The 23,667-nt window shown below is 66.8% G+C and carries 25 protein-coding genes and 2 pseudogenes; 9 read left to right on the top strand and 18 right to left on the bottom strand.

Annotated features, from left to right (window positions below; genetic code table 11):
- From GKO32_RS28085 to GKO32_RS28120, 8 genes are all read right to left on the bottom strand, one after another.
- Positions 1 to 222, bottom strand: coding sequence for a helix-turn-helix domain-containing protein (locus GKO32_RS28085; RefSeq protein WP_154759917.1), 222 nt, complete (start codon positions 220 to 222; stop codon positions 1 to 3).
- A 177-nt stretch (positions 223 to 399) separates the two neighbouring features.
- The gene (locus GKO32_RS28090) at positions 400 to 1,695 is read right to left on the bottom strand and encodes a DUF3631 domain-containing protein (RefSeq protein WP_154759918.1); all 1,296 of its coding nucleotides are present in this window, start codon (positions 1,693 to 1,695) and stop codon (positions 400 to 402) included.
- Complete coding sequence (locus GKO32_RS28095; protein ID WP_154759919.1) at positions 1,695 to 2,567, bottom strand: bifunctional DNA primase/polymerase; 873 nt, start codon at positions 2,565 to 2,567, stop codon at positions 1,695 to 1,697. The genes GKO32_RS28090 and GKO32_RS28095 overlap by 1 nt, the downstream gene beginning before the upstream one ends.
- A gap of 275 nt (positions 2,568 to 2,842) precedes the next feature.
- A complete protein-coding gene (locus tag GKO32_RS28100) occupies positions 2,843 to 5,053 on the bottom strand; it encodes an FtsK/SpoIIIE domain-containing protein (protein ID WP_154759920.1) in 2,211 nt (736 codons plus the stop codon).
- Positions 5,050 to 6,174: a hypothetical protein gene (locus GKO32_RS28105; protein ID WP_154759921.1), complete on the bottom strand. Its 1,125-nt coding sequence runs from the start codon at positions 6,172 to 6,174 to the stop codon at positions 5,050 to 5,052. The genes GKO32_RS28100 and GKO32_RS28105 overlap by 4 nt, the downstream gene beginning before the upstream one ends.
- The gene (locus tag GKO32_RS28110; RefSeq protein ID WP_154759922.1) at positions 6,171 to 6,467 is read right to left on the bottom strand and encodes a hypothetical protein; all 297 of its coding nucleotides are present in this window, start codon (positions 6,465 to 6,467) and stop codon (positions 6,171 to 6,173) included. The genes GKO32_RS28105 and GKO32_RS28110 overlap by 4 nt, the downstream gene beginning before the upstream one ends.
- Entirely contained in the window at positions 6,454 to 6,708 is a 255-nt protein-coding gene (locus GKO32_RS28115; protein ID WP_154759923.1) for a hypothetical protein, read from the bottom strand. Before GKO32_RS28115 ends, GKO32_RS28110 begins: the two co-directional genes overlap by 14 nt.
- A complete protein-coding gene (locus tag GKO32_RS28120) occupies positions 6,708 to 6,935 on the bottom strand; it encodes a helix-turn-helix domain-containing protein (protein ID WP_246244799.1) in 228 nt (75 codons plus the stop codon). The genes GKO32_RS28115 and GKO32_RS28120 overlap by 1 nt, the downstream gene beginning before the upstream one ends.
- A gap of 159 nt (positions 6,936 to 7,094) precedes the next feature.
- Between GKO32_RS28120 and GKO32_RS28125 the strand changes: the two genes are divergently transcribed.
- Positions 7,095 to 7,442 (top strand): GntR family transcriptional regulator, encoded by a 348-nt coding sequence (locus GKO32_RS28125; RefSeq protein WP_154759924.1) that lies wholly within the window; start codon positions 7,095 to 7,097, stop codon positions 7,440 to 7,442.
- Positions 7,443 to 7,461: 19 nt separating this feature from the next.
- Here GKO32_RS28125 and GKO32_RS28130 read toward each other — a convergent pair whose 3' ends face one another.
- Positions 7,462 to 7,662 (bottom strand): hypothetical protein, encoded by a 201-nt coding sequence (locus GKO32_RS28130; protein ID WP_154759925.1) that lies wholly within the window; start codon positions 7,660 to 7,662, stop codon positions 7,462 to 7,464.
- A gap of 173 nt (positions 7,663 to 7,835) precedes the next feature.
- On the opposite strand from GKO32_RS28130, the gene GKO32_RS38535 reads away from it, so the two are divergent.
- Positions 7,836 to 9,212: a helix-turn-helix domain-containing protein gene (locus tag GKO32_RS38535; protein WP_208024569.1), complete on the top strand. Its 1,377-nt coding sequence runs from the start codon at positions 7,836 to 7,838 to the stop codon at positions 9,210 to 9,212.
- Here the strand turns inward: GKO32_RS38535 and cutA are convergent.
- Positions 9,168 to 9,488, bottom strand: a complete 321-nt coding sequence (cutA, locus tag GKO32_RS28140; RefSeq protein ID WP_312868657.1) for a divalent-cation tolerance protein CutA — start codon at positions 9,486 to 9,488, stop codon at positions 9,168 to 9,170. The genes GKO32_RS38535 and cutA overlap by 45 nt on opposite strands.
- Before the next feature lie 168 nt (positions 9,489 to 9,656).
- On the opposite strand from cutA, the gene GKO32_RS28145 reads away from it, so the two are divergent.
- On the top strand, positions 9,657 to 11,597 hold the full coding sequence (locus GKO32_RS28145; protein WP_154759926.1) for an ATP-dependent nuclease: 1,941 nt from the start codon (positions 9,657 to 9,659) through the stop codon (positions 11,595 to 11,597).
- A 272-nt stretch (positions 11,598 to 11,869) separates the two neighbouring features.
- Here the strand turns inward: GKO32_RS28145 and GKO32_RS28150 are convergent, their stop codons facing one another.
- Positions 11,870 to 12,676 carry a hypothetical protein gene (locus GKO32_RS28150; RefSeq protein WP_208024570.1) on the bottom strand — a complete coding sequence of 269 codons (807 nt, stop codon included), beginning with the start codon at positions 12,674 to 12,676 and terminating at the stop codon, positions 11,870 to 11,872.
- Between the two features lie 170 nt (positions 12,677 to 12,846).
- Between GKO32_RS28150 and GKO32_RS28155 the strand changes: the two genes are divergently transcribed.
- On the top strand, positions 12,847 to 13,356 hold the full coding sequence (locus GKO32_RS28155; protein ID WP_154759927.1) for a DUF1269 domain-containing protein: 510 nt from the start codon (positions 12,847 to 12,849) through the stop codon (positions 13,354 to 13,356).
- 19 nt (positions 13,357 to 13,375) lie between these two features.
- On the opposite strand, the pseudogene GKO32_RS28160 reads toward GKO32_RS28155, so the two are convergent.
- Positions 13,376 to 13,558 (bottom strand): annotated as a pseudogene (locus GKO32_RS28160) (copper resistance protein CopC); the annotation flags it as partial.
- 180 nt (positions 13,559 to 13,738) lie between these two features.
- Between GKO32_RS28160 and GKO32_RS39990 the strand changes: the two are divergent.
- Positions 13,739 to 14,209, top strand: coding sequence for a YceI family protein (locus GKO32_RS39990; RefSeq protein WP_166459759.1), 471 nt, complete (start codon positions 13,739 to 13,741; stop codon positions 14,207 to 14,209).
- Complete coding sequence (locus GKO32_RS28170; RefSeq protein ID WP_154759929.1) at positions 14,206 to 14,865, top strand: cupredoxin domain-containing protein; 660 nt, start codon at positions 14,206 to 14,208, stop codon at positions 14,863 to 14,865. The genes GKO32_RS39990 and GKO32_RS28170 overlap by 4 nt, the downstream gene beginning before the upstream one ends.
- A gap of 59 nt (positions 14,866 to 14,924) precedes the next feature.
- Here GKO32_RS28170 and GKO32_RS28175 read toward each other — a convergent pair whose 3' ends face one another.
- From GKO32_RS28175 to GKO32_RS28185, 3 genes are all read right to left on the bottom strand, one after another.
- A complete protein-coding gene (locus tag GKO32_RS28175; protein WP_154759930.1) occupies positions 14,925 to 15,308 on the bottom strand; it encodes a restriction system modified-DNA reader domain-containing protein in 384 nt (127 codons plus the stop codon).
- 163 nt (positions 15,309 to 15,471) lie between these two features.
- Positions 15,472 to 16,644: a hypothetical protein gene (locus GKO32_RS28180; RefSeq protein WP_312868658.1), complete on the bottom strand. Its 1,173-nt coding sequence runs from the start codon at positions 16,642 to 16,644 to the stop codon at positions 15,472 to 15,474.
- A 93-nt stretch (positions 16,645 to 16,737) separates the two neighbouring features.
- Positions 16,738 to 17,520 carry a FadR/GntR family transcriptional regulator gene (locus tag GKO32_RS28185; RefSeq protein ID WP_154759931.1) on the bottom strand — a complete coding sequence of 261 codons (783 nt, stop codon included), beginning with the start codon at positions 17,518 to 17,520 and terminating at the stop codon, positions 16,738 to 16,740.
- Positions 17,521 to 17,714: 194 nt separating this feature from the next.
- On the opposite strand from GKO32_RS28185, the gene GKO32_RS28190 reads away from it, so the two are divergent.
- The 3 genes from GKO32_RS28190 (at position 17,715) to GKO32_RS28200 (ending at position 19,520) form a co-directional block, all read left to right on the top strand.
- Positions 17,715 to 17,873: a hypothetical protein gene (locus GKO32_RS28190; RefSeq protein ID WP_246244813.1), complete on the top strand. Its 159-nt coding sequence runs from the start codon at positions 17,715 to 17,717 to the stop codon at positions 17,871 to 17,873.
- A 145-nt stretch (positions 17,874 to 18,018) separates the two neighbouring features.
- Positions 18,019 to 19,212, top strand: a complete 1,194-nt coding sequence (locus tag GKO32_RS28195) for an aKG-HExxH-type peptide beta-hydroxylase (protein ID WP_154759932.1) — start codon at positions 18,019 to 18,021, stop codon at positions 19,210 to 19,212.
- A gap of 104 nt (positions 19,213 to 19,316) precedes the next feature.
- Positions 19,317 to 19,520, top strand: a complete 204-nt coding sequence (locus GKO32_RS28200) for a hypothetical protein (protein WP_154759933.1) — start codon at positions 19,317 to 19,319, stop codon at positions 19,518 to 19,520.
- 77 nt (positions 19,521 to 19,597) lie between these two features.
- On the opposite strand, the gene GKO32_RS28205 is transcribed toward GKO32_RS28200, so the two are convergent.
- The 3 genes and pseudogenes from GKO32_RS28205 to GKO32_RS38200 all read right to left on the bottom strand — a co-directional run.
- Positions 19,598 to 20,854, bottom strand: coding sequence for a P-loop NTPase family protein (locus GKO32_RS28205; protein ID WP_376766002.1), 1,257 nt, complete (start codon positions 20,852 to 20,854; stop codon positions 19,598 to 19,600).
- Positions 20,851 to 22,656, bottom strand: coding sequence for a dynamin family protein (locus GKO32_RS28210; RefSeq protein ID WP_312868660.1), 1,806 nt, complete (start codon positions 22,654 to 22,656; stop codon positions 20,851 to 20,853). The genes GKO32_RS28205 and GKO32_RS28210 overlap by 4 nt, the downstream gene beginning before the upstream one ends.
- A 148-nt stretch (positions 22,657 to 22,804) precedes the next feature.
- Positions 22,805 to 23,667 (bottom strand): annotated as a pseudogene (locus GKO32_RS38200) (hypothetical protein); the annotation flags it as partial.

The following is a 23,667-nucleotide window of genomic DNA, read 5'->3' on the forward strand; positions in this document are numbered from 1 at the left end:
TCAGGCGGCGGCCTGGTTGTCGGTGAGCTTCTGGACGTAGGCCGCGAGGGCTGCGGCAGGAACGCGCCTGAGCTGGCCGATTTGGACGGTGGCGATGTGCCCGGCCTTGATGAGCGCGTACATGGTGGTGCGGCCGATGCTGAGCTGCTTCGCGGCGGCTTCAACGGTCAGCAGCACGCGGGCGCCGGTCGTGTCCTTTGAAAGGAAGCTTGCGGTGTCCATTGGTCGTTCTCCTGCGGTCGTGGGGTTGGTGAAGGGCCTGCTCGGGTGCGCTACGTCCGCTACCGGCGCTACGTGCCTGGTCAGGGCCGTAGCGGATACGGGGGGCGTAGCGGCTCTATGCGCTACAGGGCGTTCACAGCGATGGTGGCGGCCGGACGGCTGTAGCGGCTGCATCCGCTACGTCCCCGTATCCGCTACGCCTCTGGCCTGGCCCGTAGCGGATGTAGCGGCAGTAGCGGGTGTGGGCAGGTAGCGGCTCCACGCGTCGGCAAGGCCGCCGTCGCCGGTGACGTGGTAGCCCTTGGCCACCTTGTCGCCGGGCAGCCGGACGTTCTTCGACGTGACGCCGTAGGGCTTGAGTTCGCGGGCGAGCCGCCGGGCGTCGAGCGCTTTGCCGTCGAGGTCGGCCCAAGGTGCCTCGTCCATGGCGCACAAGGCGTCGAGGATCGCGGCCGTGGGCAGCTCGTCGGCCTGGGCGGAGGTGAACACCTCGCGGAGATCACCGAGGAGGCGCACCCGCGTGCCGCCGCCGCTGCGGTCGGTGTTGGCGACCTCGACGAAGTACAGGCACGCTGCCCGCGCGGTGTCCGGCCAGTGCCCACCGGCAGCGTCGGCGATGGCGATCAGCGGACGCCAGATCTCGGCGGAGCGGTCCCGAACGCCGGGCGGCATGGTTGGACGGCCCCGGCTGATCTTGTCAGTGACCGACTCCACCCACGCGGCCAGCGCGTCACGGAGCGGCACAGCCTCTGCTTCGACCTCCTCTTCCCAGAATTCGTCCACCTCTTCGTCGTCGCGGCGGCGTTTCATGTGGACGGTGATCGCGCGCGTGGTGATGGTGTCCGGCATGTTCCCGGCGATGCCCGCGAGTGCGGCTGGTGCGAACACCGGAAAACGTTGCACCTTCATGGCTTTGGCGTCGCCGACGCACCGGGCCACGGTGGCGCCTCGCTTGTAGCCAGCGTTCAGCAGGCCGCGAAGGTCCTCGTTGTTGCCTCCGTTCTTGCTGCCGAAGATGGCGTCCACTTCGTCGAAAAGGATCGTGATCGGCCCGTCGTTGACCATCCGGAAGAGAGCTGCGGTGGTCGCGGAGAACGTCATCTCTGGTGCCCGCACGAGAAACTGAGCCACTTCGAGCACCCGAGTCTTGCCGGAGCCAGGCTCGACAGAGGACAGGATCAGGCGCGGCGTTACGTAGAAGTGGTCAGCCGCGTGGGTGTGCGCGTACCAGAGTGCGAGCATCGGCGCGCAGTGCTCGGACGGGAAGATGTTGAACCGAGCCACAAAGTCGCATACTCGGTCCAGCACCTCATGGCCAGCAACGATGGTGCGATTCGCCGAGCGCCAGACCTGTTGGCAGTTCTCGGAGCAGAAGTCGTCCGAGGGCGAGTCACCGAGTGGACGGCTGCACTGATTGCAGGTGCCACGGGCGCCGATCACTTCGTCGATCGCGGCCACGGCGTCAGCGGTCATCACGCGATCTCCTTTCGCTGCACGGGATTGCTGGCTCCCTTGCTCAGTCCGGCGTCGACGACGCGGGTGACTTCGCGGGCGTTGGGCGGCCAGTGGTCGGAGCCGATGAGGGTTTCTCCGGCCGTGATCAGCTCGGCGCGAGCGGTGTGGTGGTCGATCAGTCCGGCCCTGACCTTGCGGCCGATCGTGTAGGCGGCCGACGAGAGCACGCCGTTGTACGTGCCTGGTGCGGCGTTTCGCACGCGTTCTGCTTCGCCCCGGAGCGCGGCCGACCCGTAGGCGGTGGTGTCGGCAGAGCGGATCTGAACGGGCGCTGAGACGGCCGCTGACGGCCTTTCGGCACTGGCCTGGACCAACCAGGCCGGGAGTTCGGCGGGGTCGCGCTCGTCGATCAGCTCGTAGGCGCCCTGATCCGTGACCGATCCGGGAGCGACCACGTACCCGCCTCCGGCGCGAGTGTCCACATTGGTGCAAATTTGGCTCTGTGTATTGCGGAGCCGGACTCCGGCCGGAGCGCGGTAGTACAGGTGGCGTCCGCCTGACGGCGTGGCGACGGTGTAGGTGTCCGGCAGCGGCCCGCCGCGCTCGGCGGCAACCGTCGCCAGTGCGGTCGCGCCGTCCGGCCCGGCGTCGCCGTCCTTGGTCATGTCGAGGTCGACGACGACCAGCCCGGCCGGGCCGGTGGCGAGCCCGATGTTCCATCGGTCGGCGCTCCAGCAGCGGCGGATACGGTCGGGGTCGGTGGTCGCCCGGTTCTCCCAGTCCTTGACGGCGGGCTGGCGCTTGGTGCCGGGGCGGAGCGGGAACACGGGCCAGCCGAGCGCGGCGAGGTACAGCGCCCACTCCGTGAGCGAGGTGTCGGCGGTGGTCATCGGTCTGCCTTTCGGTGACGTTTCGTGTCCGTGTCTGGGGTAGGAGGTGCCGTCACGACGTCCGTGTGAACGCCGCGCGGGGAGGGAGTTCGTGGTGAGCGAGCTAGGGAGTTCGGGCCGGGGAAGGGAATTTGCCCTTCCCCGTTCCCTTCCTCTGGTCACTACTCCTGATCTGCGGAGATGTGCCGATCGGGGAGTGAAGGGAGTCAGGGAATCGCTGTCCGGCGAGGCTGGTCAGCGGCCCGATTTCCGCGCTCCTGCGGGGTGGTTCCGGCTCACCCTTCGTCGTCGCGGTCGTCGAGCGCGGCTCGGACCAGCCGAGCACGCACAGTAAGCGTTCCGTTGGCCTTCCTGACCGCCACGCCCTCGTTCGCGAGCCAGCTGGCCAAGCCTTCGGCGGTGAGCTTGCGGTAGTCGGCGTGGTCTGGAGCCAGCTTCCGTAGCCGTGCCGCGACGTCCGTGGCCTTGACCGCGCTGTCCCTGCCCAGGACGTCGGCGACATCGGCGAGCAGGTCCCGCTCTTCCGGCTCGGCCGCGCTCGTGGTGGTGACCGTGCCCCGTCGGGCCTTGGCGCGGTCGGCGACCTCGGTGGCGTCCTCACCGTTGATGAAGTGCGTCCGGATGGTGATCGACGCCTGCCCGGCCGGGAGCTGCACGCCGTCTCCGGCGACCACCACGGTGCCTTTGTCCGCGCCCTGCCGGAGCTTGTGCGGTGCAGCGCCGCCGTTGACGGCCTTGTCGCCGAGCGCCATCCGGGCCTGCTCCTCGGTGCCGACGACCAGCGACGCGCGGATGTGCGCACCCTCGCGGACGAGTTTGGGCAGGTTCTGGTCGGTCGGGTCCTGCGTGCCCTGCCACAGGTGCACGTTCACCGCGCGGCCCTGGTTGTGGATCTTCCGGGCGGCCATGAAGTACCGGCTGGTGTTCTTCGTGCCGCCGTACGGGCGCTTGTCTTCGCCCACGGCAGGGCACATGAACGCCACCTGCGCTTCGTCGACCACCAGGAAGATCGGGTGGAAGCCGGAACCGGGTTTGCGCGCCATCTCCCGTGTCACGCCGTCCGTCGCCCCGGACGCTTCGAGCGCGGCGATGCGACGCTCCATTTCGGACACCCCGTCCTCCAGCATTTCCGTTGCGGCAATGACGTGCTCATCGGTCGGCCCCTGGATCAGCGTGGTTGCCAGGCCCTCGAACATCCGCCAGTCACCCACACCCTTGAGGTCAGCGATACGGAACTCGGTGGACGTGTCAAGCGCCAGCCAGAGCACAAGCGCCCGAAGTGCGGCTGTCTTGCCCTGATTGGACAGACCGGTGATGAGGAAATGCCGCTGCAGCAAGGCAATCGCGGCGGCGTCACCGCGTAGGTCCTGGCCCCAGGGCGCGCGGCCGGTGTACAGGTCGGCCGTGGCATCGGGGTCGGTGACCAGCGGAGACGGTCCGATCGGCTCGTCGAGCACCCCGGAATCGGCGATCCAGAGCCGCACCGTGCGCGCGGCCTGCGGGATCGTGATGAACACTTCGTGCTCGTGGCGCGAGAGGTTCTCGGCGAGCTTGCGCCGCTTGCGTTGCACCTCCTCCGTGGTCACGCCGCTGGGCAGTGTCACGTCGACTTCAACACCGCACCCGGCGATCCGGATCGGTCCGAGCATCGACGCTCCGGCGTCGCCCATCTCCTTGATTGCCGAGGCCAGCTTGGCAATCCCGAGGTCACGCAAGGCAGTGACCACAATGGACGGTGTGATCGGCGCACCCTCGCCGCTGCGCTGGCCGCTGTGCATGAGCCAGCTCGGCGCGGCACCCGCGCGGCGGCCGATGTTCCACAGCGCGAACACGATGGCCCACGGTGCCGCCAGCACGAGCGGACCCCACACGACGGTGACCACCCACGCGATCCACTGCACGAGGTTCATCAGGGCTTCGATCGGCCCCAACACCCGGCCGATGTCTTTCGAGGAGATCGCCAGCACGATGCCGAGCGCGAACAGGAAGCCGATCAGCGAGGCGGCGCCGATCACCACGGCCTTGATCAGCTTGGCCGGGGCGTCGAGCCAGTCCATGCGCCGCCGGTGGCGACGCTCGCGGGCCTGCTCGGCACGCTGCTCCCACTCGGCCAGCCGATCCCAGTCGCCCTGGACCTCGGCCGCCCGCAACAGGCGCTCGTAGCGGGAGTTGGTCTTGGCCTCCCACACCCGTTTGGCGAGCACCCCGGCTCCGCCGAGCACGTAGGTGCCGTGGCGCATCACGGTCTTTCCGGCCGTCTTGGTGTAGTCGTGGGTGGCCGCGACCCGGACGGTCTTGTAGACGGTCAGCGCGTCTCGACGGTAGCCCCGGTAGCGTTCGAGCGCTTTGGCCTTCTGGCTGGTGAGCAGCGCGTACTCCTCGTCGGTGACGAGTTCGCCCTCGATCACCTCCGTATCCGCCTCTGCCGGAGACGTCGGGAGGTAGTGCACGCGCGCCAACTCGTCACGGTCGTTGTCGGTGCTCATTTGCTGCCTCCCTGGCGGTGTTCGTCGCGAAGCTGGCGGGCGCGGGCGGGGGAGCAGCGCAACGCCTTGCGGATCGACTCGGCGGACGTGGGATCGATCGACCCCGGCCGGGCCTTCAACGCTCGATTGAGTTCGGAGCGAAGCTGAGCGATCGTGCGGCCCGGGTGTCCCCCGACCTTCGATTGTTTGGGGGTCGATTTTTGCTGGTCAGGCTCTCGATCGAGGGTGGCGACGGAGCTGCTGCCGATCGCGTCGTCGGGCCCCTCGATCGCGGGGGTTTCCGGAGTCGCCAGCAGATCGGCCAACTCCCGATCCCAGTCGGTGGCCTCGATCGGCAGGCCGGGCACGATCGCGGATTCGAGCCGAGCACGCCGGGTGACGCGGCTGCGGACGATCACGTACCGGCCGGGGGCGAATACGAGGTGGGCAGTGCCGTCCGTGGCGATCTCGGCAACGGCCTGGCGGACCGCCGTCCGCCGCACTCGTGCGACCTTCCGCGCCGCTTGCCGCTCGATCCTTGCGTGAGTGCGCTCGGTCCGGGAGCGAAGGTGCCCCGCGGTAATGAGCTGGTGCGCGAGCACGCCCGCTATCGACCCGATGCCCATCACGACGGCGGGGGAGAAACCGCGCTCGGCGCCGTGCAGGGCGTTGACACCAAAGGCAACCGCCGCGAATGCCCACACGCCGAACTGCAGCGCCCACACCGGCCGCTCAGGGTGGCGGTGGCGGGTGATCTGCACGGCCAGCGCGAACGCCCACATCCCGAGTTCGGTGATACAGAACAGGGCGTAACCCGTGGCGTTTCCGTACACCTGGTGGCCATACGCGGCCATGGCCGGAACGGCGAGCACGGCCGACACCAGCGCGAGCGGGTAGATCAGCAGGTCGACCGCGTGCTTGGCGGCCCAAGCGCGCATGCCGGCAAAACGCGCGGCCCGCCGCGCCTGACGCCGGTTTTGCTCGGCAAGTCGAGCCTCGGCGCGTGCCAGCTCGTCCTCGCGGCGCTGCTGCGCAACCGCCGACCGCTCGGCAATCCGCACCTGTGCCTGAGCGGCTGCTTCCTCTCGACGAATCTGCGCTTCCGTGAGACGGTCAGCGCGTTTCTCCTCTCGCCAGGTCATCGCTGCGCCTCCTTCGCGCGGATCGCACGCTGCTTCAGATACAGACGGACCTCATGTGCCGCCCAGCAGGCGGCAGCCAGACCGGAGAAGGCATAGAAGCCGTCCCACACGGTCAGCGCGAGTCCCAAAGGGACGGTCACGCCCGCGACTTCGCCCAGATGCCAACCAGCCCACGAGATAGCGCTGGCGGTCCGGGTCGGGTTGGTGGTGTGGTCGTAGATCGCGGCAAGCGCACGCTGCCGGGTTTCCAGTGCAGTGGTGTCGGTGGCAGAGGTGTGCTCAGGCGTGGACATTGCTGGGCTCCTCCCGGAATGCGTTCGCAGGACGGAAAAACTGGTTGATCGGCCGCGCCGGGGGCTTGCTGGCCTGCTTCGCGGCGAACCGGTCAATGCGGTGCATGGAGATCTCCAGCACGCGGGCGATGAGAACCAGCGGGATACGAAGCAGGTGCAGCAGCAGGAAAACGGCTACGGCGGCGGCGAACTTCAACAGCGCGAGGGTCCCGAACCGTTGCAGGACTTCGAAAGCAGACATCAGCTCTCACCGCCGTCAGCGGACGCGGCCACGCACGCCGCGTTCGCGCACTCGTCCAGATAGGCAGGAATCGCCTCGCCGGGGATGCGCAGGGCACCCTTGCCCGTGCCGATCTTGAACGCGTTAAGCTTCCCGGCCTCGATGGCGCGGTAGATGGTTGCCACGGAGACGTCCAGGGCTTCGGCGACTGCTCGGACGCGGTACATGCGGTTAGGCTCGAACTGCATCGATGCTCCCAAGGTTTCGATGTCCGCCCCGGCTGGTGTTGCAGCACCGGTCGGGGCTTTGCGCTTTGTGCGACAGGAGAGACGTTAGCTGACACTGCTAACCCGGTCAACAGGGATAGATCTGGGGTAACACTGTCGGTTCGGGGTAAGGTCGCCGACATGGGAAAACTCGACCCGGACGACTCGCGGCCGCCGTACCGGCAGATCGCCGAAGCCCTGCGGGGCGATATCGAGTCCGGAAAGCTCGCGCCCGGCGCCCAGCTTCCGGCGCTCCCGGCGCTGAGCAGCGAATACGAGGTGTCGACGGGCACCGTCAAGAGCGCCCTGGCCGTGCTGCGGGACGCGGGGCTGATCGTGACCCGGCAGGGCAAGGGGTCATACGTCCGCACGCGGCAGGAGCCCGCCGACGACAAGCCGACCGTGACCGAGCTAGACGAACTCCGCCGCACGGTCGACGGGCTGGCCGACCGCGTCGAGGAACTTGAGCGGCGCTTAGCCGAACGCTGACCGGCCGGGGGAGGGGTGCTCAGCCGATGGCGTGCTGCAGGAACGACGCAAGGCCGTCGATCACCGTGCCGACGAAGTGCCCGGCTTGGCCGACCCATGTTGCTGCGTCGGTCGGGTGCTTCACGACGAGCGTGAGCAGAGCAATCAGGATGAGCAGCCCGACGACCTTCGTCAGCAGGCTCGTGCCGGTCTTGATCGGAGGGAACGCGTTCTTGGCCACTGTGGTCTCCTCGCTCGCTGGTTTCGGTCTGAGGTCCGCGCTTGCTGGCGTTGCTCATGAAGCAAGAAAACCGCTGGTCGCAGGGTTGCAATAAGGACGTCGTGAGTACCCAAGCTGAGTAAACTCGCCAGTAACAAGGGATCTTGTAGCCCGACCTGGGGGAGGATCGAGGAGTGGCAAGGCAGAGTCCAGCGGATCACCTACCCCCGGAAGTCCTCTCCCGTGCGGACTTCCGGCAGGCGTGCGCTGAACGGAATCTGGGCGAGGTTCTCAAGCTGGCCAAACGCTGGGGTGGCGTCGGATTCACCGCGTCACACCTGGCCAGACGATGTGAGATGACCGTCTCCCGCGTGCAGGACTACATCAACGGCCGTGTGCAGGCGCAACGCGTCGAGATCTTCGAACGCGTCGCGGACGGGCTCCACATCCCCGGAGCCATGCTCGACCTCGCACCGCGCGCCTGGGAGACCAGCACGCGTCACGTGCGCCCTGTTGCCGATGCCTCGCACACCCAACCTTCGAGCGAGGATGGAGACCCTTCGGTGCTGCGACGCGACTTCATGAAACTGGGCGCTGGCCTGGCAGCGACGACCCTGGCCGCACAGGTGCCAGGCATGCCGTCCCGAACGGTCGGCAACCGCGTCGGCTCCAGCACGGTCGCCGAACTCCGGGCGAGCTTCGCCCGGCTGCGGCGCCTCGACGACCACCTGGGCGGCGCAGACACGTACCGGCTCTACGTCGCCGAGATTGAGAAGACGGCGACCATGCTCGGCAGCGGTAGCTTCTCCGGCCCGGACCGTCAGGAGCTGCTGTCGTTCTTCGCCGAGCAGGCGCAACAGGCCGGGTGGGCGGCGTTCGATGCTGGCTGGCACGGCCAGGCCAAGGAACTCTACGAACGGAGCTTCAACGCCGCGAAGGAAGCGAACGACGCGGCGCTCGCGGCGAACGCGCTGGCGCTCCGTTCGTATCAGCTCCTGCCCTCGACGGACGTGGCCGTTGACCTGACCGACAAGTCCTGCTCGATCGCAGCCAAGAGCGCGCAGCCAGGCGTGAAATCGCTGCTCTACCAGCGCGGAGCGTGGACGTACGCCGTTGCCGGCCAAGCCGATAAGGCCGCGTGGGCACTGGGGCAGGCGGAAGCGGCGCTGACCGCCCCGGCCGACGACGGGTACGGGCCTGACTGGGCGCTTTGGGCGCACAACCCGACTGAGCTGCAGATCATCACCGGGCGCTGCTGGACCGAGCTACACCGCCCGCTCCGTGCCGTACCCGCCCTGGAAGCGGCGATGACCCAGTACGACGACAGCCACGCGCGGGACAAGGCGCTGTACCTCTCGTGGCTGGCAGAGGCGTATCTGGACGCGGGGGAGGTCGAGCATTCCGCCACCGCCGCGACCCGCGCGCTGGGCCTGGCGACCGATGTCGCGTCGGCCCGCCCGCAGCAGCGGCTCAGCGTGGTCATGGACCGCCTGCAACCCCACCAGTCGGTGTCCGAAGTGGCTGACCTACTCGCTCAGCGTCCGCTCAACCCACTCCAGGTACGGAGCTAGCCCGGCCGCGAGCGGGATGGCCGTGATCTCGGGGTTCTTCCACTCGTGGTGCTCGACGATGTGCTGCTCCAGCGCCTTGTAGCGGTCCTCCGTCGTCTTGAGGATGACCGTCCACTCCTCGCCGGTGCCGAACTCGCCAAGATGCCAAAAGACACTGGTCACCGGGCCGATGACCTGGCCCCCAGCGGCAAGGCGGACCTCGACGGCTCCGCGCGCCAGCTCGGCCGCGTGTTCCTTACTCGGGGCTGCTACCTGGACCTGCCACACATCTGTCACGAACTCAGGCTACAAGCTAGATCGCTTGGCTCGACTTTACGGAGGCAGCGATGGGCGAAAACTGTCTGAGTCATGAGCTAATTTGGTTGCGATCTAACGTGTAACGCACCGTATCCGAGAGGCGACATAGCTCGACGTAGCGGAGCTATTGAAAGGCATGGGGAAAGAATGCGGCTGAGTAAGGTCCGGGTTCAAAATTTCAAGTCCGTTCTCGACTCAGGCTGGTTCTCGGTCGACGAACTAACGTGCTTGGTGGGTAAGAACGAGTCGGGCAAGACGGCCATCCTTGAAGCGATTGAGAAGCTGAACTCTGTTCTTCCTGGGAGGACAGAGGTTCGTGAGACTGAGTATCCACGGATGAACTGGTCGGAATACGAGGAATCCGACCAAGCTGATGTGGCTATACGAACCCAGTGGGAACTCGACTCTGAGGAGATCGAGTACATAACCGACCTCGCGGGTGACAAGGCCGTGCTAGACGGTACGACGATCACGTTGACAAAGGACTACGACAATGAGCTGCACTGGACACTCCCGCTCGATTTGAAGAAGGCCGCCGAGGTTGCCCTAGCAAATTCCGGTCTGGAGTCTGACGAGAAGGCAGCCCTCAAGGGTGCCGCAACGACATTCGCCCTCATGAAGGCCTTGCGGGACAACGACGAACGGTCGCCACGACAGGAAGCGTTTCTTTCCGAACTTGACGAGCGGTGGCATAAGAACGGTCTCTGGCCCACCGTAATCATATATCTACGGAATCGTCTTCCCGGTTTCGTCTATTATTCACAGTATGACCGGCTGCCGGGGCGTGTCTCGCTCAATCAGCTACTAGAGCATCAGGCTGCGGGAAGTATAGATCAATTACAGGGGGCTAGAGTATTTCTTGCGTTGCTGTCAATGGTGGGTACCACCCCTGAGGGCATAAAAGGCATTAGCACTTCCGAGCAGCTCATTAGTAAGCTCGAAGCGGTCGGAGCGCGGCTGTCGAAGAAGATATTCAAGTACTGGTCTCAAAATAAGCATCTGAAGGTGAACTTCAGGTTCGATGAGGCTGCAGTTGGTGATCCGGCGCCTTTCAATTCGGGCAAGGTGTTCCAGACTCGCATTGAAAACCTTCGACATGGCGCGACAATCCGACTGGATGAGCGCAGCACAGGGTTCATTTGGTTCTTTTCTTTCTTGGTGTGGTTCTCTGAGGTTCAAAAGACGCATGGGGATAACCTTATCGTGCTGCTCGATGAGCCGGGCCTAACGTTGCATGCTAAAGCGCAGGCTGACTTGCTCAGGTACATGAAGGCCGAACTTTTACCGCGACATCAGGTGCTATACACCACTCATTCGCCGTTCATGATCGACCCGACTGACTTGTTGTCATGTCGAACTGTTGAAGATGTCACGGCTGAAGACGATGAGGTTCTTGGAACAAAGGTGGGAGACCGCGTACTGAGTGCAGACAACGACACCTTATTTCCGCTCCAGGCGGCTCTCGGGTATGACGTGACTCAAACGCTTTTTGTTGGCAAGAACTGTCTGCTCGTCGAGGGGCCTTCTGATCTCCTTTATATACGTTGGGCGAGTGATAGATTGCGTGAGCGCGATCGGATTGCCCTTGATAATAGGTGGACGGTGACACCTTGTGGCGGCATCACTAAGATTCCTAGTTTTATGGCGCTATTTGGTGGGAATGAATTGAATGTTGTTGTGCTTACAGATTATGGTCAGGGTGACAAGAAAAAAGTTCGTGAATTGAGGGAGTCTGAACTTCTGAAAGACGGCCGCGTCTTTTCGGCTGATATGTATTGCGAAGGGGCGACCGAAGCCGATACTGAAGATCTCTTGGGTCGGTCCTTCTACGTTGCCCTGGTCAACAAGGCCTATGGGTTGACCGCTGCGCAGGTCCTCCCCGAGCAGAAGCCGGAAGATTCTCCTCAACGCGCGACTGCAGAGGTGGAGGAGCACTTTCGTGTGTTGCCTTCGAGCGTTGCAGAATACGATCACTATGCTCCGGCTCGGTACCTTCTTGAACATTCTGGCGAACTCATGCTTCCCGGAGTCGAGGAAGCCCTAGACCGGTTCGAGAAGCTGTTCGCTGACCTCAACAAGTTGCTCTAGTCGGGCGCGGGTCGAGAGACATGGGGCGTCGGACGGACGGGCGCTGTCCGGCCAGTCGGCCAAGTGGGCAGTCTGGGTTGCAGTCCGGACCCGTCCGACCCCTCTCCCTCGTCGCAGCCACGCCCTCCGCCGCAGGTCAAGACGGGTGCGACCACGTCCGAACAGGCATTCATGGACCTTGAAAGCGAGCGTGGGGCAACCCACCGGGGGTTCAAATCCCTCCGCTTCCGCTTGTTGTCGGCCAGCCCCGTGGCACAGCCAGTCGGCGCCTTTTATACGGGTGCGGGCTTGCTGGTGCGTTCCGGCATCAGCAGGACTGCGCCGATCAGGAAGCAGATCGCGCCGATCAGGGTTTGGGTGTCGGCGCGCGCCGCATTGTGTACCTGCCCTGTGAGCGGGTTGATGTAGCCGGCCGCCGCGGAGACGCCGAACGCGATGGATCCGATCAGGTTGGCCAGCGTGATCCACCACGACCACGACCGGGGTCGCCAGGCGGACCAGCCGTGGCAGACCTCGTACCAGGCGAGGACGCTCGAGATCAGAAAGCAGACCGAGCCGATCGCGTCCGGCCGCCATACATGCTGGTGTGCGGTGGTCGCCGACAAGTTTTGCACTGTCGCGACCCCAGTGCTGACGTTGAAATACCAGGTTCCGAGGAGCTGGATCGCCGTGGCCCACCAGTCGACCCGCCCGGGTTGGAAGGTGAAGACCCGCCGGTGCGCGGGGTTGAGTCCGTCCGGGGCGGCGTCCACGGCCTCGCGGTAGGACAGGAACGCGGCCGCGGTGAAGAACAGCGAGCCGACGAAGTAGGTGACCGTATCCCCGCGCTCCCCGACAGCGTTGACATATCCCGGTACCGAACCCAGCGCGAACAGCAGCGATCCGGCGGCGAACAGGACGGCGATCCACCACCCGCGGGCGCCGGGCGCCCACCAGGTCGATCCCGCAGCCGGTTTCTGGTGCTTGCGATGGAAGCGCGACTCCAGCCGGACGATCACGCCGTCCGGGCGCACGTGCTCAACGAATGTTGCCGGGGCACGAAAACCCAGGTCCCGACCGCTGCGGTGCTCTTCAGGCATCACGGTGTCCGATCTTCGCGGGCACGCTTGACCGTACCGCGAATCCAAAACAGCCGGGCACGTATCACCGCAAGCGGGTGAAGCGAGGCCATAGGCGAGCGCCCACTCTGACGCACGAGCGAGCAAATCACACAGCCGTGTGCGAATGCGGGGAGAAAAGGAGCTGCGACATGGCGAAACCCGACGCGGTATTCATCTACATCGGCACCTACCCCACGGAGGCGGCGGCGCGAGCTGACTACGACGTCGTCAAGGACTTGCGTGCGGCGGGCGCGGTCGGGACGTACGACGCCGCCGTGGTGACGAAGGACGATGGGGGCAAGGTGCATGTGAACAAGGACGAGACGGCCACCCGCCACGGCGCATGGGGCGGCGCCGCGGTCGGTGCCGTCGTCGGCATCTTGTTCCCGCCCGCCGTGATCGGCGCCGCCGTGGTGGGCGCCGCGGTCGGTGGGGCTGGCGGCCATTTGTGGCGTGGCATGTCCCGCGCCGATGTCAAGGAGCTCGGGGAGATCATTGACGACGGGGAGGCCGCCCTGGTGGTAGTCGGGGAGAGCACGCTGACGCGGGCCCTGGACAAGGCGGCGCTCAAAGCCGAAAAGCACGTCGCCAAGGAACTCGACGTCAACCCGAAGGACGTCGACAAGGCCGTCCGGGAGGCCGCCGGCGACGTCAGCTGACCGTCGGGGCGCATAACCGTCACCGGGCGATGCGCCGCGCCACGATGGTGCCGGCTCCGGCGTTGGTGAGCGCGAACGTGAACGTGTCCGACACAGGATGCCCGTCGTCGGACACGATGTGACAGCCGACCGTGTAGGTTCCGGCGGGGCCGAGGGGGCGCAGGGCCACGGATACGGTCGCGCCGGAAACCGTCGTCGTGCCGGTTTCCCAGTGCGATCGTTAAACACAAGGTCCACTCGCGACGGTCCACTCGCGACAGACGAGTCCTTCGCGGTTGTGCTAGAGACGAGCACGTTGTGGGCTTCGGCGACTTGGCTGCCGCCCCGTAGCAGGGCGGTGATCACCAGCACGAGCGTAGCCAGGCGGGCCGAGAATTCAGTAGTGGTGGTTCTCGACATCGGCGGAACGCTGGCGGGGTTTCTGCGCGTGCCGGTGTTGCGTGGCCGGTTCGCCGCCACCGCGGGGCGGCTCAGCCTGGGCGAGGAGCCCGCGCTGGAACTCGAACTCGACGCCGGGTCGTTGCGCACCAACGTGCCCGGGCTCGCGCGGGCACTGACCAACGAAGGAGGACTATGCGCGAGCGCGTTTCCCGCCCTGCACTTTTCCAGCACCTGGCTGGAGCTGACGGGCGCACGCGACGTGGAACTGGTGGGCAGGCTCGACGTGCTGGGCGTCAGCCGGGAGCTGCGGCTGTCCGGCAAACTGACGTACGCCGACGAACTCGCGGTGACGTTGTGGCTCAAAGGTGTGCTGCCACCGCCGCGCCGGCGGCCGGCGCGCGGCTACTGGATCGCGCAGGTGATCGGGGACCGACCGCTGCACGTCGAGCTCGCCGCGGAGTTCGTCCAATGAGGACGGTGCGGCTGCTGATGGCGGCGGTCCTCGGCCTGCTCGGGTTGATGGTCTTCGCGCCACCGGCGAGCGCGGCCACGCAGCCCGTGATGATGGAGAGCTATGCGTTCTCGCCCTCGGCGCTGACCGTGCACGTCGGCGACACCGTGACGTGGACCAACCATGACCAGGCCCCGCACGACGTGACCACGACGAGCGCGCCGGTGGCGATCAAGAGCCCGATGCTGAGTACTGGGCAGAGCTTCAGTTACACGTTTACCACGGCGGGAACCTATTCGTACTACTGCTCGATTCACCCTGACATGCGTGCGCAGGTCATCGTGCAGCCCGTGCCCGCGCCCGTGCCGGCGCCCGTGGTGACGAGCGCGCCGAAGACCACCACCCAGCGCAAACCGGCGGGCCAGGCATCCTCGGCGCCACAGGCCGTCGTCCCGGCGCTGCCGCCGAGTGCGATGTCGATGCCTGCCGGCACAAGCGTGGACTCTGCGCCGGCTGTCGCGCCGACTGCTGTGCCGGCGCAGGCCGAGCCCGCGGTCGCGGCGGGCGTCACGCCGACGACCACGACAACGCTGGACCCGATGCTGATCGTGGCCGGACTGGCGGCAGGGGTTGCCGTACTGTGCCTGCTGATCCTCGGTTCTCGCCGGGAAACCTGACAATCCACTGTGGACGGAAGTGGGTTGGCGCGAGCTGTTCGACCGCCAGTGGGTGCCGGTCAGCGCAGCTCGTCGAGCACCTTGTCATCCGATGCGCGCCGCCACTCCTTCCAGCCGTTGTAACTCTTGTTGCCGCTGAGCATTGCACAAGCCGCGGACGGAGAGGCCGCTGTCCGGCCATCGGCCAGACTGAGGCATCCGTTCGCCGTGACAGAAGCGACCTGGACCTGGCCAAGTCGCTTCTGTCGCCAGATGAGTTGTTGCTCGACGGCCAAGACGCCGGACTTCAGTAGCGGCGTGAGACGCCCCGTTTTCCCTGCCGTCTTTCCTGTGGGGAGGCCAAGCGCCTTCCGTAACACCGAGTCGGGCGTATCGACCAAGGGCGTGGCCCGACGCTGTAGTTCATCGAACACGTCGTCCGAGACTCGTATCGTTGGCATCATCTCGACTCCTGAACTCTGTGACAGTGTTCAGGAGTCTAGGCCCTAGGTCACCCCGGGCTCAAGTCGAGCGGTCACTGCGCTGTGGCGGCGAGAATTTCGCGATGCTTGCCGGAAATCAGAACGGCAGCCGTTTGTCCAGTTCCGGAAATCAAGCCGCCGCCCCTCAACCCGCGCCGCGGCGCCAGAACAGGACTACCCCGTGGCCCGGTAGCAACCATGACCGGACTTCCAGTTCCGGCAGGTCCTCCGCCTTCAACCAGCGGGTCGGGGCGGTGTTGGAGCGGAACGTGAACGGGGCGATGTTGAACTGGAAATCGCCGGTACCGTCGATGTCCAGCTCTTTCACCGCGAACGTGATCCTGTCCACATAGCACGGATACGGCGCCTGCCAGTAGCAGAATCCCTCGTCGATGCGCTGCAGCGAAGTCGCGCGCACGGAAAGGCGTTCGATCGCCGCCACGTTTCTGTGGTCGTCGGCGATATCGCTCAAGTCGCATTCGAAGATGCGCAGATCGCCGAGATGTTCACGCGGGCTCTGCCGCGGCAGGGCACCCATGTCCTCCCGGAAAAACGACAGATAATCCGGCCAGTTCTGGAATTTCACCTCGCGCAGGCGCGGCCTGCTCGACTCCGCCACATGGTGCCGCAGCTCCTGGTCCAGGTACTCGATGCCCAGCCGCACCGACGGCAGCATGTCGTCCACCGAGCTCTGGAACAACTCGCTGTCCGGCACGAACCACAGCTCGAACAGCGGCAACTGGCACCCCGAACTGATGGAGTCGCGCAGCAAAGCGTTACACGTGGCGAAAATGATGAACCGGTCGACCTGAACGTTCTTCTTGAAGCTGTACGTCACCGCCAGCGAGAAGTGGTACAGCTCGTGATCGACGGCCCGCAGCTCGACGTTGACGCCCGTGTGCGTGCTGATCGTCAGGTCCCCGCCGAGCGGCCGCCGCCCCTCGCCGCCCAGTACACCGGTCATCACGTCCCGGTTCGCGTCGTTCTTCCCGTAGATCGACTCCAGGAAAACTTCCATCACCTGCTGGGGGAGCAGCGCCTCCACGATCCGCGGCCCGGCGATTCTCGCCAGCTCACCCGCGATCCACCGCCGCAGGATCAGCTCGTATGCCCCGAGCACACCGCCCGCGAGCAGCAGCACCGGGAAACTCAGCTCCAGCAACCGGTGGATCGCGGCGCCCCAGCCGGGATCCGGTGTCCACGACACCACCGCCGCCAACGCGACCGCGCCCAGGAACAGCAACAACGCCGCAACCACACGGGCACGCCGCCGATGCTCGGTCGGGCGCGCATCACCGAAGAACTCCCCAGCGTTCACTACCTCTCCGCCTCGTCGACGACCATCGTGTGCGGAGAGAGCAGGAACGCGATAGGCCCGTTCGGATTAACTGCGCCCGGTCGGCGGACTTGGTCAGTGCCGGTGCCAGCGCGGTTCGTCCTCCTCCGAGTCGTAAACGTACGTGTTCAGCGTGGCCCGCTCCGCCGCGGGCGTGGCGGCATGGCTCGCCACGTCGTTGTACAGCCCGAGCAGATGCGTCGTCATCGATACCCGCGCCCCGCCCTCGTCACGCCGCTTGAGGAACCACGCGACCTGGTTGTGCTCGGACGCCGACCGGTTCTGCAACTCGTGCGTCCCGTAACTGTTCCGCCGGGACCCGCGCAGCTTCGGCACGAGACTCCGGTACAGCTGCTCGAGCAGTTCGTTGTGACTCGCCCGGACAACCGCCGCGTGGAACTCCTCGTCGGTCCGCAGCAACTCTTCCTTGTCGTCGTTGGGCGCGGTCTGGTGCTCCTTCGCACGCTTGGCGATCTCGTCGAGCTCACCGTCATCGGCCCGCAGCGCGGCCAGGCTCGCGGCCGTCGCTTCGAGCGCGATCCGCACCTCGATCAGGTCCGACTCGCTGGCGTGGTTGTCCAGCAACAGCACATCGTCACGATCACCGACATCCGTGGAGCGCACGTACCAGCCGCGACCCCGCATGACCTCGACGATTCCCTGGAGCTGCAACCTCTGCAGCGCGGTACGCAGCGAGCTGCGCGCGACCGCCATGCGCTGGGCGAGCTCGGGCTCGGTGGGCAACCGGTCGCCGGCCTTGAAGCGGCCACTCTCGATCAACTGACGGAGCTTGTCCTCGATCAGTTCCGGCAGCGGCTTGCGAGTGTCCGGGGAGAGCGACCAGCTCTCGTCATCCATGATCTGCCTTCTCCGACTCAGACAGCGCCCCGAGCGCGTGTTCCCGCCGAGGCTAGCAAGGACAGACAGCAGACGCAAGTTGTCGGTCCACAAGATGTAACTTGACAGACAACCGACATCGTGGGGATGCTCGTTACACCGGGATGACACGACACAAGCTCGTCAACCCGGTTCTCGTCGAAGGAGGTGTTGTGGTGAACTCGCAAAACCTGCTGATTGTCATCTTCCTGGTAGCTATGGGCGTCACGCTGATCGGATGGCGGACGGTACTGGTGATGACCGTGACGGCCGGCGTGACATTGGCTGTGCTCGGTCTGGTCGAAATTGTTTCGCTGTTCGGTTCGACGATCTGATGATGAGATGACGGGGAGCCGAAGGCTAGTTGTCTGACTGTTGTCCGACAACTTCCTTCGGAGGAGGTGGCGGAGTGACCGCGGGGCCGGACGGGTAGGTTGACCCGGTCCTGAAGGTCGCTCCTCCTGACCGGAAGCCGCGCGGATGAACCACAGACCTGACTGGCCCGACGCCACCGTGCTACACGCGGAGCTCGCGCCCGAGTTACTCGCCGAGCGGCGCGCCCTGTACCAGCTGGCGGTCGAGCTGTTCTGGCGTGATGCGCCGCGGCTGCCGGCAACCCGGCTCGACAATCCGCTTTTCCGCTTCCGCGTCGGCGAAGCACTCGCCGACCGCGTTCCCTTCGATCCCGCCGCCACCGACGATCTGGACGATGTCGTCACCGAAGTCGGCGGGCAGCTGAAGATGGCAGCCGGCGCGGGCGCCAACGACCGGCTCGCCGCCGCCCTTCGCATCATCCACGGGCAGAGCGGCGCTCCGGGTAAGCCACCGCGCCTGCTCACCGAGGCCGGCGGCGAATCCTTCCGCGAGGCCATCGAGATCATCGAAGCCGGGCTGGCCCGCTTGCGGGAAGTCAGTCCCGCGCTCGCCCGGGACCTGTTGCCCCACACCGCATTGCTCGTCGTCCTGGACCCGGCGACCTCCAACGGTCTGGTTTCCGCGTCGTCTCGCCTTTTTCCCGGGTTGATTCTGATCGACAAGCCGTCTTGTCCCTATGACGTCGCGGATGCACTGGTGCACGAAGGGGCGCACCAGAAGTTCTTCGACCTCGCGATCACCCGGGATTTCCTGGGCGCCGAAACGGACGACCGGACGTTCAGCCCGTCCTGGTCGGGTGCACGGTGGCCGCTCGAACAGGTCGTCGCGGCGTTCCATGCCTACGCGTTGATGGCGCAGTTCGCCGAGGCCGTGACCACGTCCGGCGAAACCGGGCAGCTCGGCCCGAACTCCCTGCTGCCGTTCGCGCGCACGCGGGAGATCGAGATCGGACAGTGGTTGCTCGGTGTCGAAGAGTTGCTGGAAAGCGACGCTCAGTGGTTACTTCGCGCGCTGCTGCGTGAAGATAGTGCCGCGATCCGCACGATCGACTCGGCAAATTCTGTCCCCGACGGGCAGTACGCGTTGAAACCTTTCGTCCGGATGGCGCGAATGGCCACCGGCCGGATGCTGCTGGCCGGTCCGGGGCATCCACCGCGGCTGGTTTGGCTCAACCGCAACGCTGCCGAGGTGGTGGATCAGCTCGGGCAGGAACCGTTGGCACTCAGCGCATTGGGCCCGGAAAAGGTGGAAATCCTCTCTGGTTTGGTGGCGTCGGAACTCGCTTATCGGGTGAAGTGAGTCCCATTGAGGCCCTGTGGACAGCGGGTCTACGATTGCGACGACATCGACGGCGGCACCGTCTTGTTTGGACGGTGCCGTTACCCGTTTCTGAAAGGACACTGATGGCAGCGCAGTGGGCTTCCCCCCGCAGAGCCAGCAACTCCACGGCCGAGCCGGTGGTGGCAGCACCCCACGGCGGCAGTGTTCCGGACCAGGTCGTTCTCGGTGGCGCGCCGCTCGGTCAGCCACTCACCCGCGTTGACTTCTTCCGGCGGATGCCCGCCGGTGGCACCGCCTACCTCAAGCCGACCGACTCCGAAGACTGATCGCCGGCGCGGCAGCCACCTGTTGTCGCGCCCCGAAATTGCTCAGGCTGCTCAGCCTGCCAGGGACAACCCGGCCATCACAGTGCGCCCGCCGCCATCGCTTCGCAGCTGCGCAGGACGACCGCCGCGGCCCGCCGTTCACCGGCGCTGAAGCCCGCCGTCTCCGCCAGCCCACGCCACCTCCGGATCGCGTCGAAGACCGTGCGTTCGATGTCCGCACCGGCCGAACCCAGCCGCTCCGCGATCCCCGGGCCGTGCCCGCCCACCAGCCGCAGCGCTTCTCCGTTCAGTTCCGGCGGAAACGCGACCCGTCCCGTGCGAAGTTCGGCCAGCAGCCGCAGTTCACGGAACTCGTGGGCACTGGCCAGTGTCCGCTCCAGCTCACCGGCGAGCGCCGCCGCGGCGGGGCGCGGTTCCATGCGCAGCACGACTTCCAGGCCCAGCAACGCAGACCGCGCTTTCAGCACCGCTTGCCGTTCGGTGAAGTACTGGTCGATCGTGTCCCGAAGCTCGGCCAGCCCGCTGCGGGGAATGAGCTGTGCGGCCAGGGCCGGCTGGGTCTGCGCGCCGCGGCGGATCAGCGTCACCGCGAGCCGCACCCCGAACAGCCCGAACCGCATCAGCAACGCGGCCCGGTTTTCCCCGTCATGGGCCAGAAACCGGTCGGTGGACAGCAGGTGCGGTTCGAGTTCCGCGCGCGGCACCCGTGCCAGCTCGACCAACGCGTCGAACTCCTCCGGACGCAGGGTCCGGCCTGCCGACGCGAGCAGCCCGGCCACCGGCACCACGTCCTGGCACAGCCCGTGCAGCCGCGCCTCGCGACGGTAGCGGCGCGCGATCTGCCGCGCCGAGATCAGCGCATCCACCCGGCCGCCGCCGAGCTCGTCGGCCCGGGACAGCACGACCACCGAATTCACCGCGGACGCGCGGGCAATCGGATGGTCCTGCAGGGTGTGCAGGAACCCGAGATCCGCGTTTACCGGATGCCGCACCAAAAACAGCACCGCGTCCGCTTCGAGGCAGATCCCTTCGATCGTGCTGGGCGCGGCGTCGGCGTCGATCGCGGGCGTGTCGATCAGGGTCAGCTCGCCCTGGGACCGGCTTGGCGGGATCCGGAACCAGCTCATCCCGTCGCCCTGGCTCACCAGTTCCTGCCCGGCGATCGCGCTCACCATCGTCGATTTGCCGGTCTGCTTCGCACCAACGACGGCGAGGCGCAGCGGGTCCGAGAACCGGTCCAGCTGACGCCGCAGCCAGCCGGCTGCGCGCGGGCTGTCCTGATATGCGTCAAGAGCTTGTTCGAGCATCCTTCGCGTGCGTCGCACCAGGTTCACGCCGTGAGCCCCCGGAGCGCGGGCGCTTGCCGGAACCCGCCGATCGACTGCGCGCGTTGCCGCAGCAGCGCGAGCTCTTCGATACCGCGGCGGATTTCGTGGGCACGCGCGGTGCGTTGCGCGGTGTCGGTGTCGATGACGTGCTTGAGCGACTTGGCGTTTTCGGTGATCTCGGCCCGCAGCTCGTCCGCCACCCCGGTCAGCCGGTCCCGCAGCGCGCGGTGGATCTGGCGCGCGGTGTCCTTGCTGTGCTTGCCATAGGTCAGAAAGAAGTCGTCGACATACCGGTGTGCGGCACTCTTCGCCGCGGCCTGCCGCCGCTTGAGCCGGTTCCCGCGTTCCTCGAGCACGCTCTTCGCGCCGAACGCGGCACCGGCACCCAGCGAGATCGGGTTGATCAACGGCAACCCGGCGATGGTCGTCGCCAGACCGAACATCAGCAGACCGCTGTAGGACCCGCGCATCCCGATGAACAGTTTCTGCCCCACGCCGAACTTCTCGACCCGCGGCATCCGAAGATCACCGACCGAATCGGCGGGCACGTCGCGGGGCAACGATTCCGGCACCGCGTCCGGCCGGTGCGGCGCGACCAGCCGCGCCATCTTGCGGGCGACCCACTCGAAGCGGTCCAGCAGCCATTCCGAGTTCGTCTCGGCCACGACCGTCAGGTTCTCCCGCAGCCAGGGCTCGAATTTCTCCCAGGCACGTGCCGGGTCGGCGGCGTCGAAGTACTCGTCGACCTCTACGAGAATCCGGCGCGTCCGGTCGCGCAGGTCGAACTCGACGTCCGACAGCAGGTCCGCGACCTCGTCGGACAGCAGGGTCTGCCAGCGGACGGCGTCACGTTGCAGGCGTTCGAGCCGGCGACCCTCGTTGTGCCAGCGCGCGACCGTTTCGCCGCTGCCGGACTGTTGGGTCTCGGCGAATTCCTCCTGCAGCGGCCCCAGCAGCGACTCGACGGTCAGTGCCGTCAGCGCCGCGACCGAGCGCCGGGCGAGCAGATCGGCTTGGCCCAGCAAATCCTTGTGCAGGAAGCGAATCAGCTCACCGAATCCGGATTCCTCGTTGAGCGCCTTGTCGCCGGTGCGGGCCGCGGCGAGCCGCAGCGTCGCGGACACCGGGAGCACCGTGGCCAGCAGACCGCCCTCGTCGAGGCGTGCCCGGATGCGTTCGGCGACCCCGCGCCAGCCGGGCACGAGGTCGATTTTGGTCAGCACCACGATGATCGTCGGGCACAGGCGCGCGACCTGTTCGAGCAGGCGGAGTTCGGCCGCGGAAAGGTCGGCGGTCGCGTCGGTGGCCATCAGCACGGCGTCGGCCGACATCTCCTGCACGGTGTCCAGCGCCGCGCGGGCCGGGGTGTCGACGATGGCGAGGCCACCGGCGAGCAGTGCGCGGGGCAGGCCGATTTCGGTGCGCACCACGGGCGCCCCGGTGACCGACAGGGCCTCGCGGTTCGCCTCGGCGGTCACGGACTCGACCGCGACCGGCGTGCGTGCCGGGCCTTCGATCGCGAGCCTGCCACCGGTCACCACGGTCGCGGTCGGCGTTTCGGCGTGCTCGATCACCGTGGGCACGACGGTCGTCCGGTCATCGCCGACCGCGCAGACCGGGGCGTTGAGCAGCGCGTTGACCAGCTGGCTCTTGCCTTGTCCGGACTCTCCGATGACGACGACGCGCACCTTCGGGTCGAGAAGTCTGGATCTGCGCGCGGTCAGCCGCTCCACCAGGTCCGGACGCCGGTGCGTGGCGCAGGCGCGGACGGTGTCGTCCAGCACTTCGAGCCAGGGTGGTGCCATCACGGGCAGCAAGTGTGCCCTGTCCGGTCACGAAAAGGAAACGGCGGGGGCATGTCCGAAGACACACCCCCGCCGTTCACGACCGGCAAGCAGCGTTCTCACCCTTGAGGGAGGGCACTGGCGAGAACACCACTCGCCTCACTGGGCGCGGTCAGTGGCCGAAAGGCAGGTCGTTGTGGAGGCTGTCCAGACCGGAGGCCTCGGGCAGCTGAGCGTGGTCGAGCGTGTCGCCGAGCGGGCTGTGCGACACGGCGTCGCCGGCCGGCAGCCCGCCGTCGACGCCGGGCAGGCTGACGCCGTGCACGACGCCGGGCAGCCCGCCGGTGACGTCCGGCAGCGGGTTGGCGATCGGCAGGTGCGGCAGGGCCTGCGGCAGCTCGGCCGCCGGGTGCGCCGGCAGGTCGACGGGCAGGTGCGTGGCCTGGTCCGTCGCGGCGGTGGCCTGGTCGAGCGCGCCGCCGACGTGCTGACCGGCGTCGGCCACCGCACTCGTCGGCACGTTGACCGGGGCAGCGGCGGGCAGCCCGTTGGTCAGGTAACCACCGATGGTGGCGGCGCGCGCTTCGGCGGGGTGGTCGAGCAGGGCACCGCCGGCCGAGACGTAGTCGGCGAGGGTGCCCGCGGCGGGGGCGCTCTTGGCGAGCGCGTCCGAGTCGAGGGAGTCGTTCAGGTCGCCGATCGAGCTGAACCCGGCGGGGGTGCCTTCGAGGCCGGCGGAGTAAGAGCCGAGACCGGATTCGGTCTGGAGGCCGCTCGCGAGGTCCTGACCGGCGACACCGCTGCCGGTCAGGGTCGCCAGCTCGGATTCGGCGGCGCCCGCGATGGCGACGTGGTCCGGCGAAGCGGCGGCACCGGCCGCGGTGCTGGCCTGCTCACCGTCGACGGTCACGCTGCCGGCGGTGTTGCCGGGGGTGTGGCTGGTCGCGGTCTTGACGTCGCCCAGCACCGGGACGTTCAGCTCGGGCGCGTCCGTCGGCAGGTCGAACGGAAGGTCACCGGTCGGCAGGGCGCCGG

Source organism: Amycolatopsis pithecellobii (genome assembly GCF_009707865.1).
Lineage (GTDB): Bacteria > Actinomycetota > Actinomycetes > Mycobacteriales > Pseudonocardiaceae > Amycolatopsis_E > Amycolatopsis_E pithecellobii.

Bases quoted from the DNA above. Each gene is read 5' to 3' on its own strand.
- GKO32_RS28085 (WP_154759917.1), bottom strand. From the start codon at position 222: ATGGACACCGCAAGCTTCCTTTCAAAGGACACGACCGGCGCCCGCGTG.
- GKO32_RS28090 (WP_154759918.1), bottom strand. From the start codon at position 1,695: ATGACCGCTGACGCCGTGGCCGCGATCGACGAAGTGATCGGCGCCCGT.
- GKO32_RS28095 (WP_154759919.1), bottom strand. From the start codon at position 2,567: ATGACCACCGCCGACACCTCGCTCACGGAGTGGGCGCTGTACCTCGCC.
- GKO32_RS28100 (WP_154759920.1), bottom strand. From the start codon at position 5,053: ATGAGCACCGACAACGACCGTGACGAGTTGGCGCGCGTGCACTACCTC.
- GKO32_RS28105 (WP_154759921.1), bottom strand. From the start codon at position 6,174: ATGACCTGGCGAGAGGAGAAACGCGCTGACCGTCTCACGGAAGCGCAG.
- GKO32_RS28110 (WP_154759922.1), bottom strand. From the start codon at position 6,467: ATGTCCACGCCTGAGCACACCTCTGCCACCGACACCACTGCACTGGAA.
- GKO32_RS28115 (WP_154759923.1), bottom strand. From the start codon at position 6,708: ATGTCTGCTTTCGAAGTCCTGCAACGGTTCGGGACCCTCGCGCTGTTG.
- GKO32_RS28120 (WP_246244799.1), bottom strand. From the start codon at position 6,935: ATGCAGTTCGAGCCTAACCGCATGTACCGCGTCCGAGCAGTCGCCGAA.
- GKO32_RS28125 (WP_154759924.1), top strand. From the start codon at position 7,095: ATGGGAAAACTCGACCCGGACGACTCGCGGCCGCCGTACCGGCAGATC.
- GKO32_RS28145 (WP_154759926.1), top strand. From the start codon at position 9,657: ATGCGGCTGAGTAAGGTCCGGGTTCAAAATTTCAAGTCCGTTCTCGAC.
- GKO32_RS28150 (WP_208024570.1), bottom strand. From the start codon at position 12,676: ATGCCTGAAGAGCACCGCAGCGGTCGGGACCTGGGTTTTCGTGCCCCG.
- GKO32_RS28155 (WP_154759927.1), top strand. From the start codon at position 12,847: ATGGCGAAACCCGACGCGGTATTCATCTACATCGGCACCTACCCCACG.
- GKO32_RS28170 (WP_154759929.1), top strand. From the start codon at position 14,206: ATGAGGACGGTGCGGCTGCTGATGGCGGCGGTCCTCGGCCTGCTCGGG.
- GKO32_RS28175 (WP_154759930.1), bottom strand. From the start codon at position 15,308: ATGATGCCAACGATACGAGTCTCGGACGACGTGTTCGATGAACTACAG.
- GKO32_RS28185 (WP_154759931.1), bottom strand. From the start codon at position 17,520: ATGGATGACGAGAGCTGGTCGCTCTCCCCGGACACTCGCAAGCCGCTG.
- GKO32_RS28195 (WP_154759932.1), top strand. From the start codon at position 18,019: ATGAACCACAGACCTGACTGGCCCGACGCCACCGTGCTACACGCGGAG.
- GKO32_RS28200 (WP_154759933.1), top strand. From the start codon at position 19,317: ATGGCAGCGCAGTGGGCTTCCCCCCGCAGAGCCAGCAACTCCACGGCC.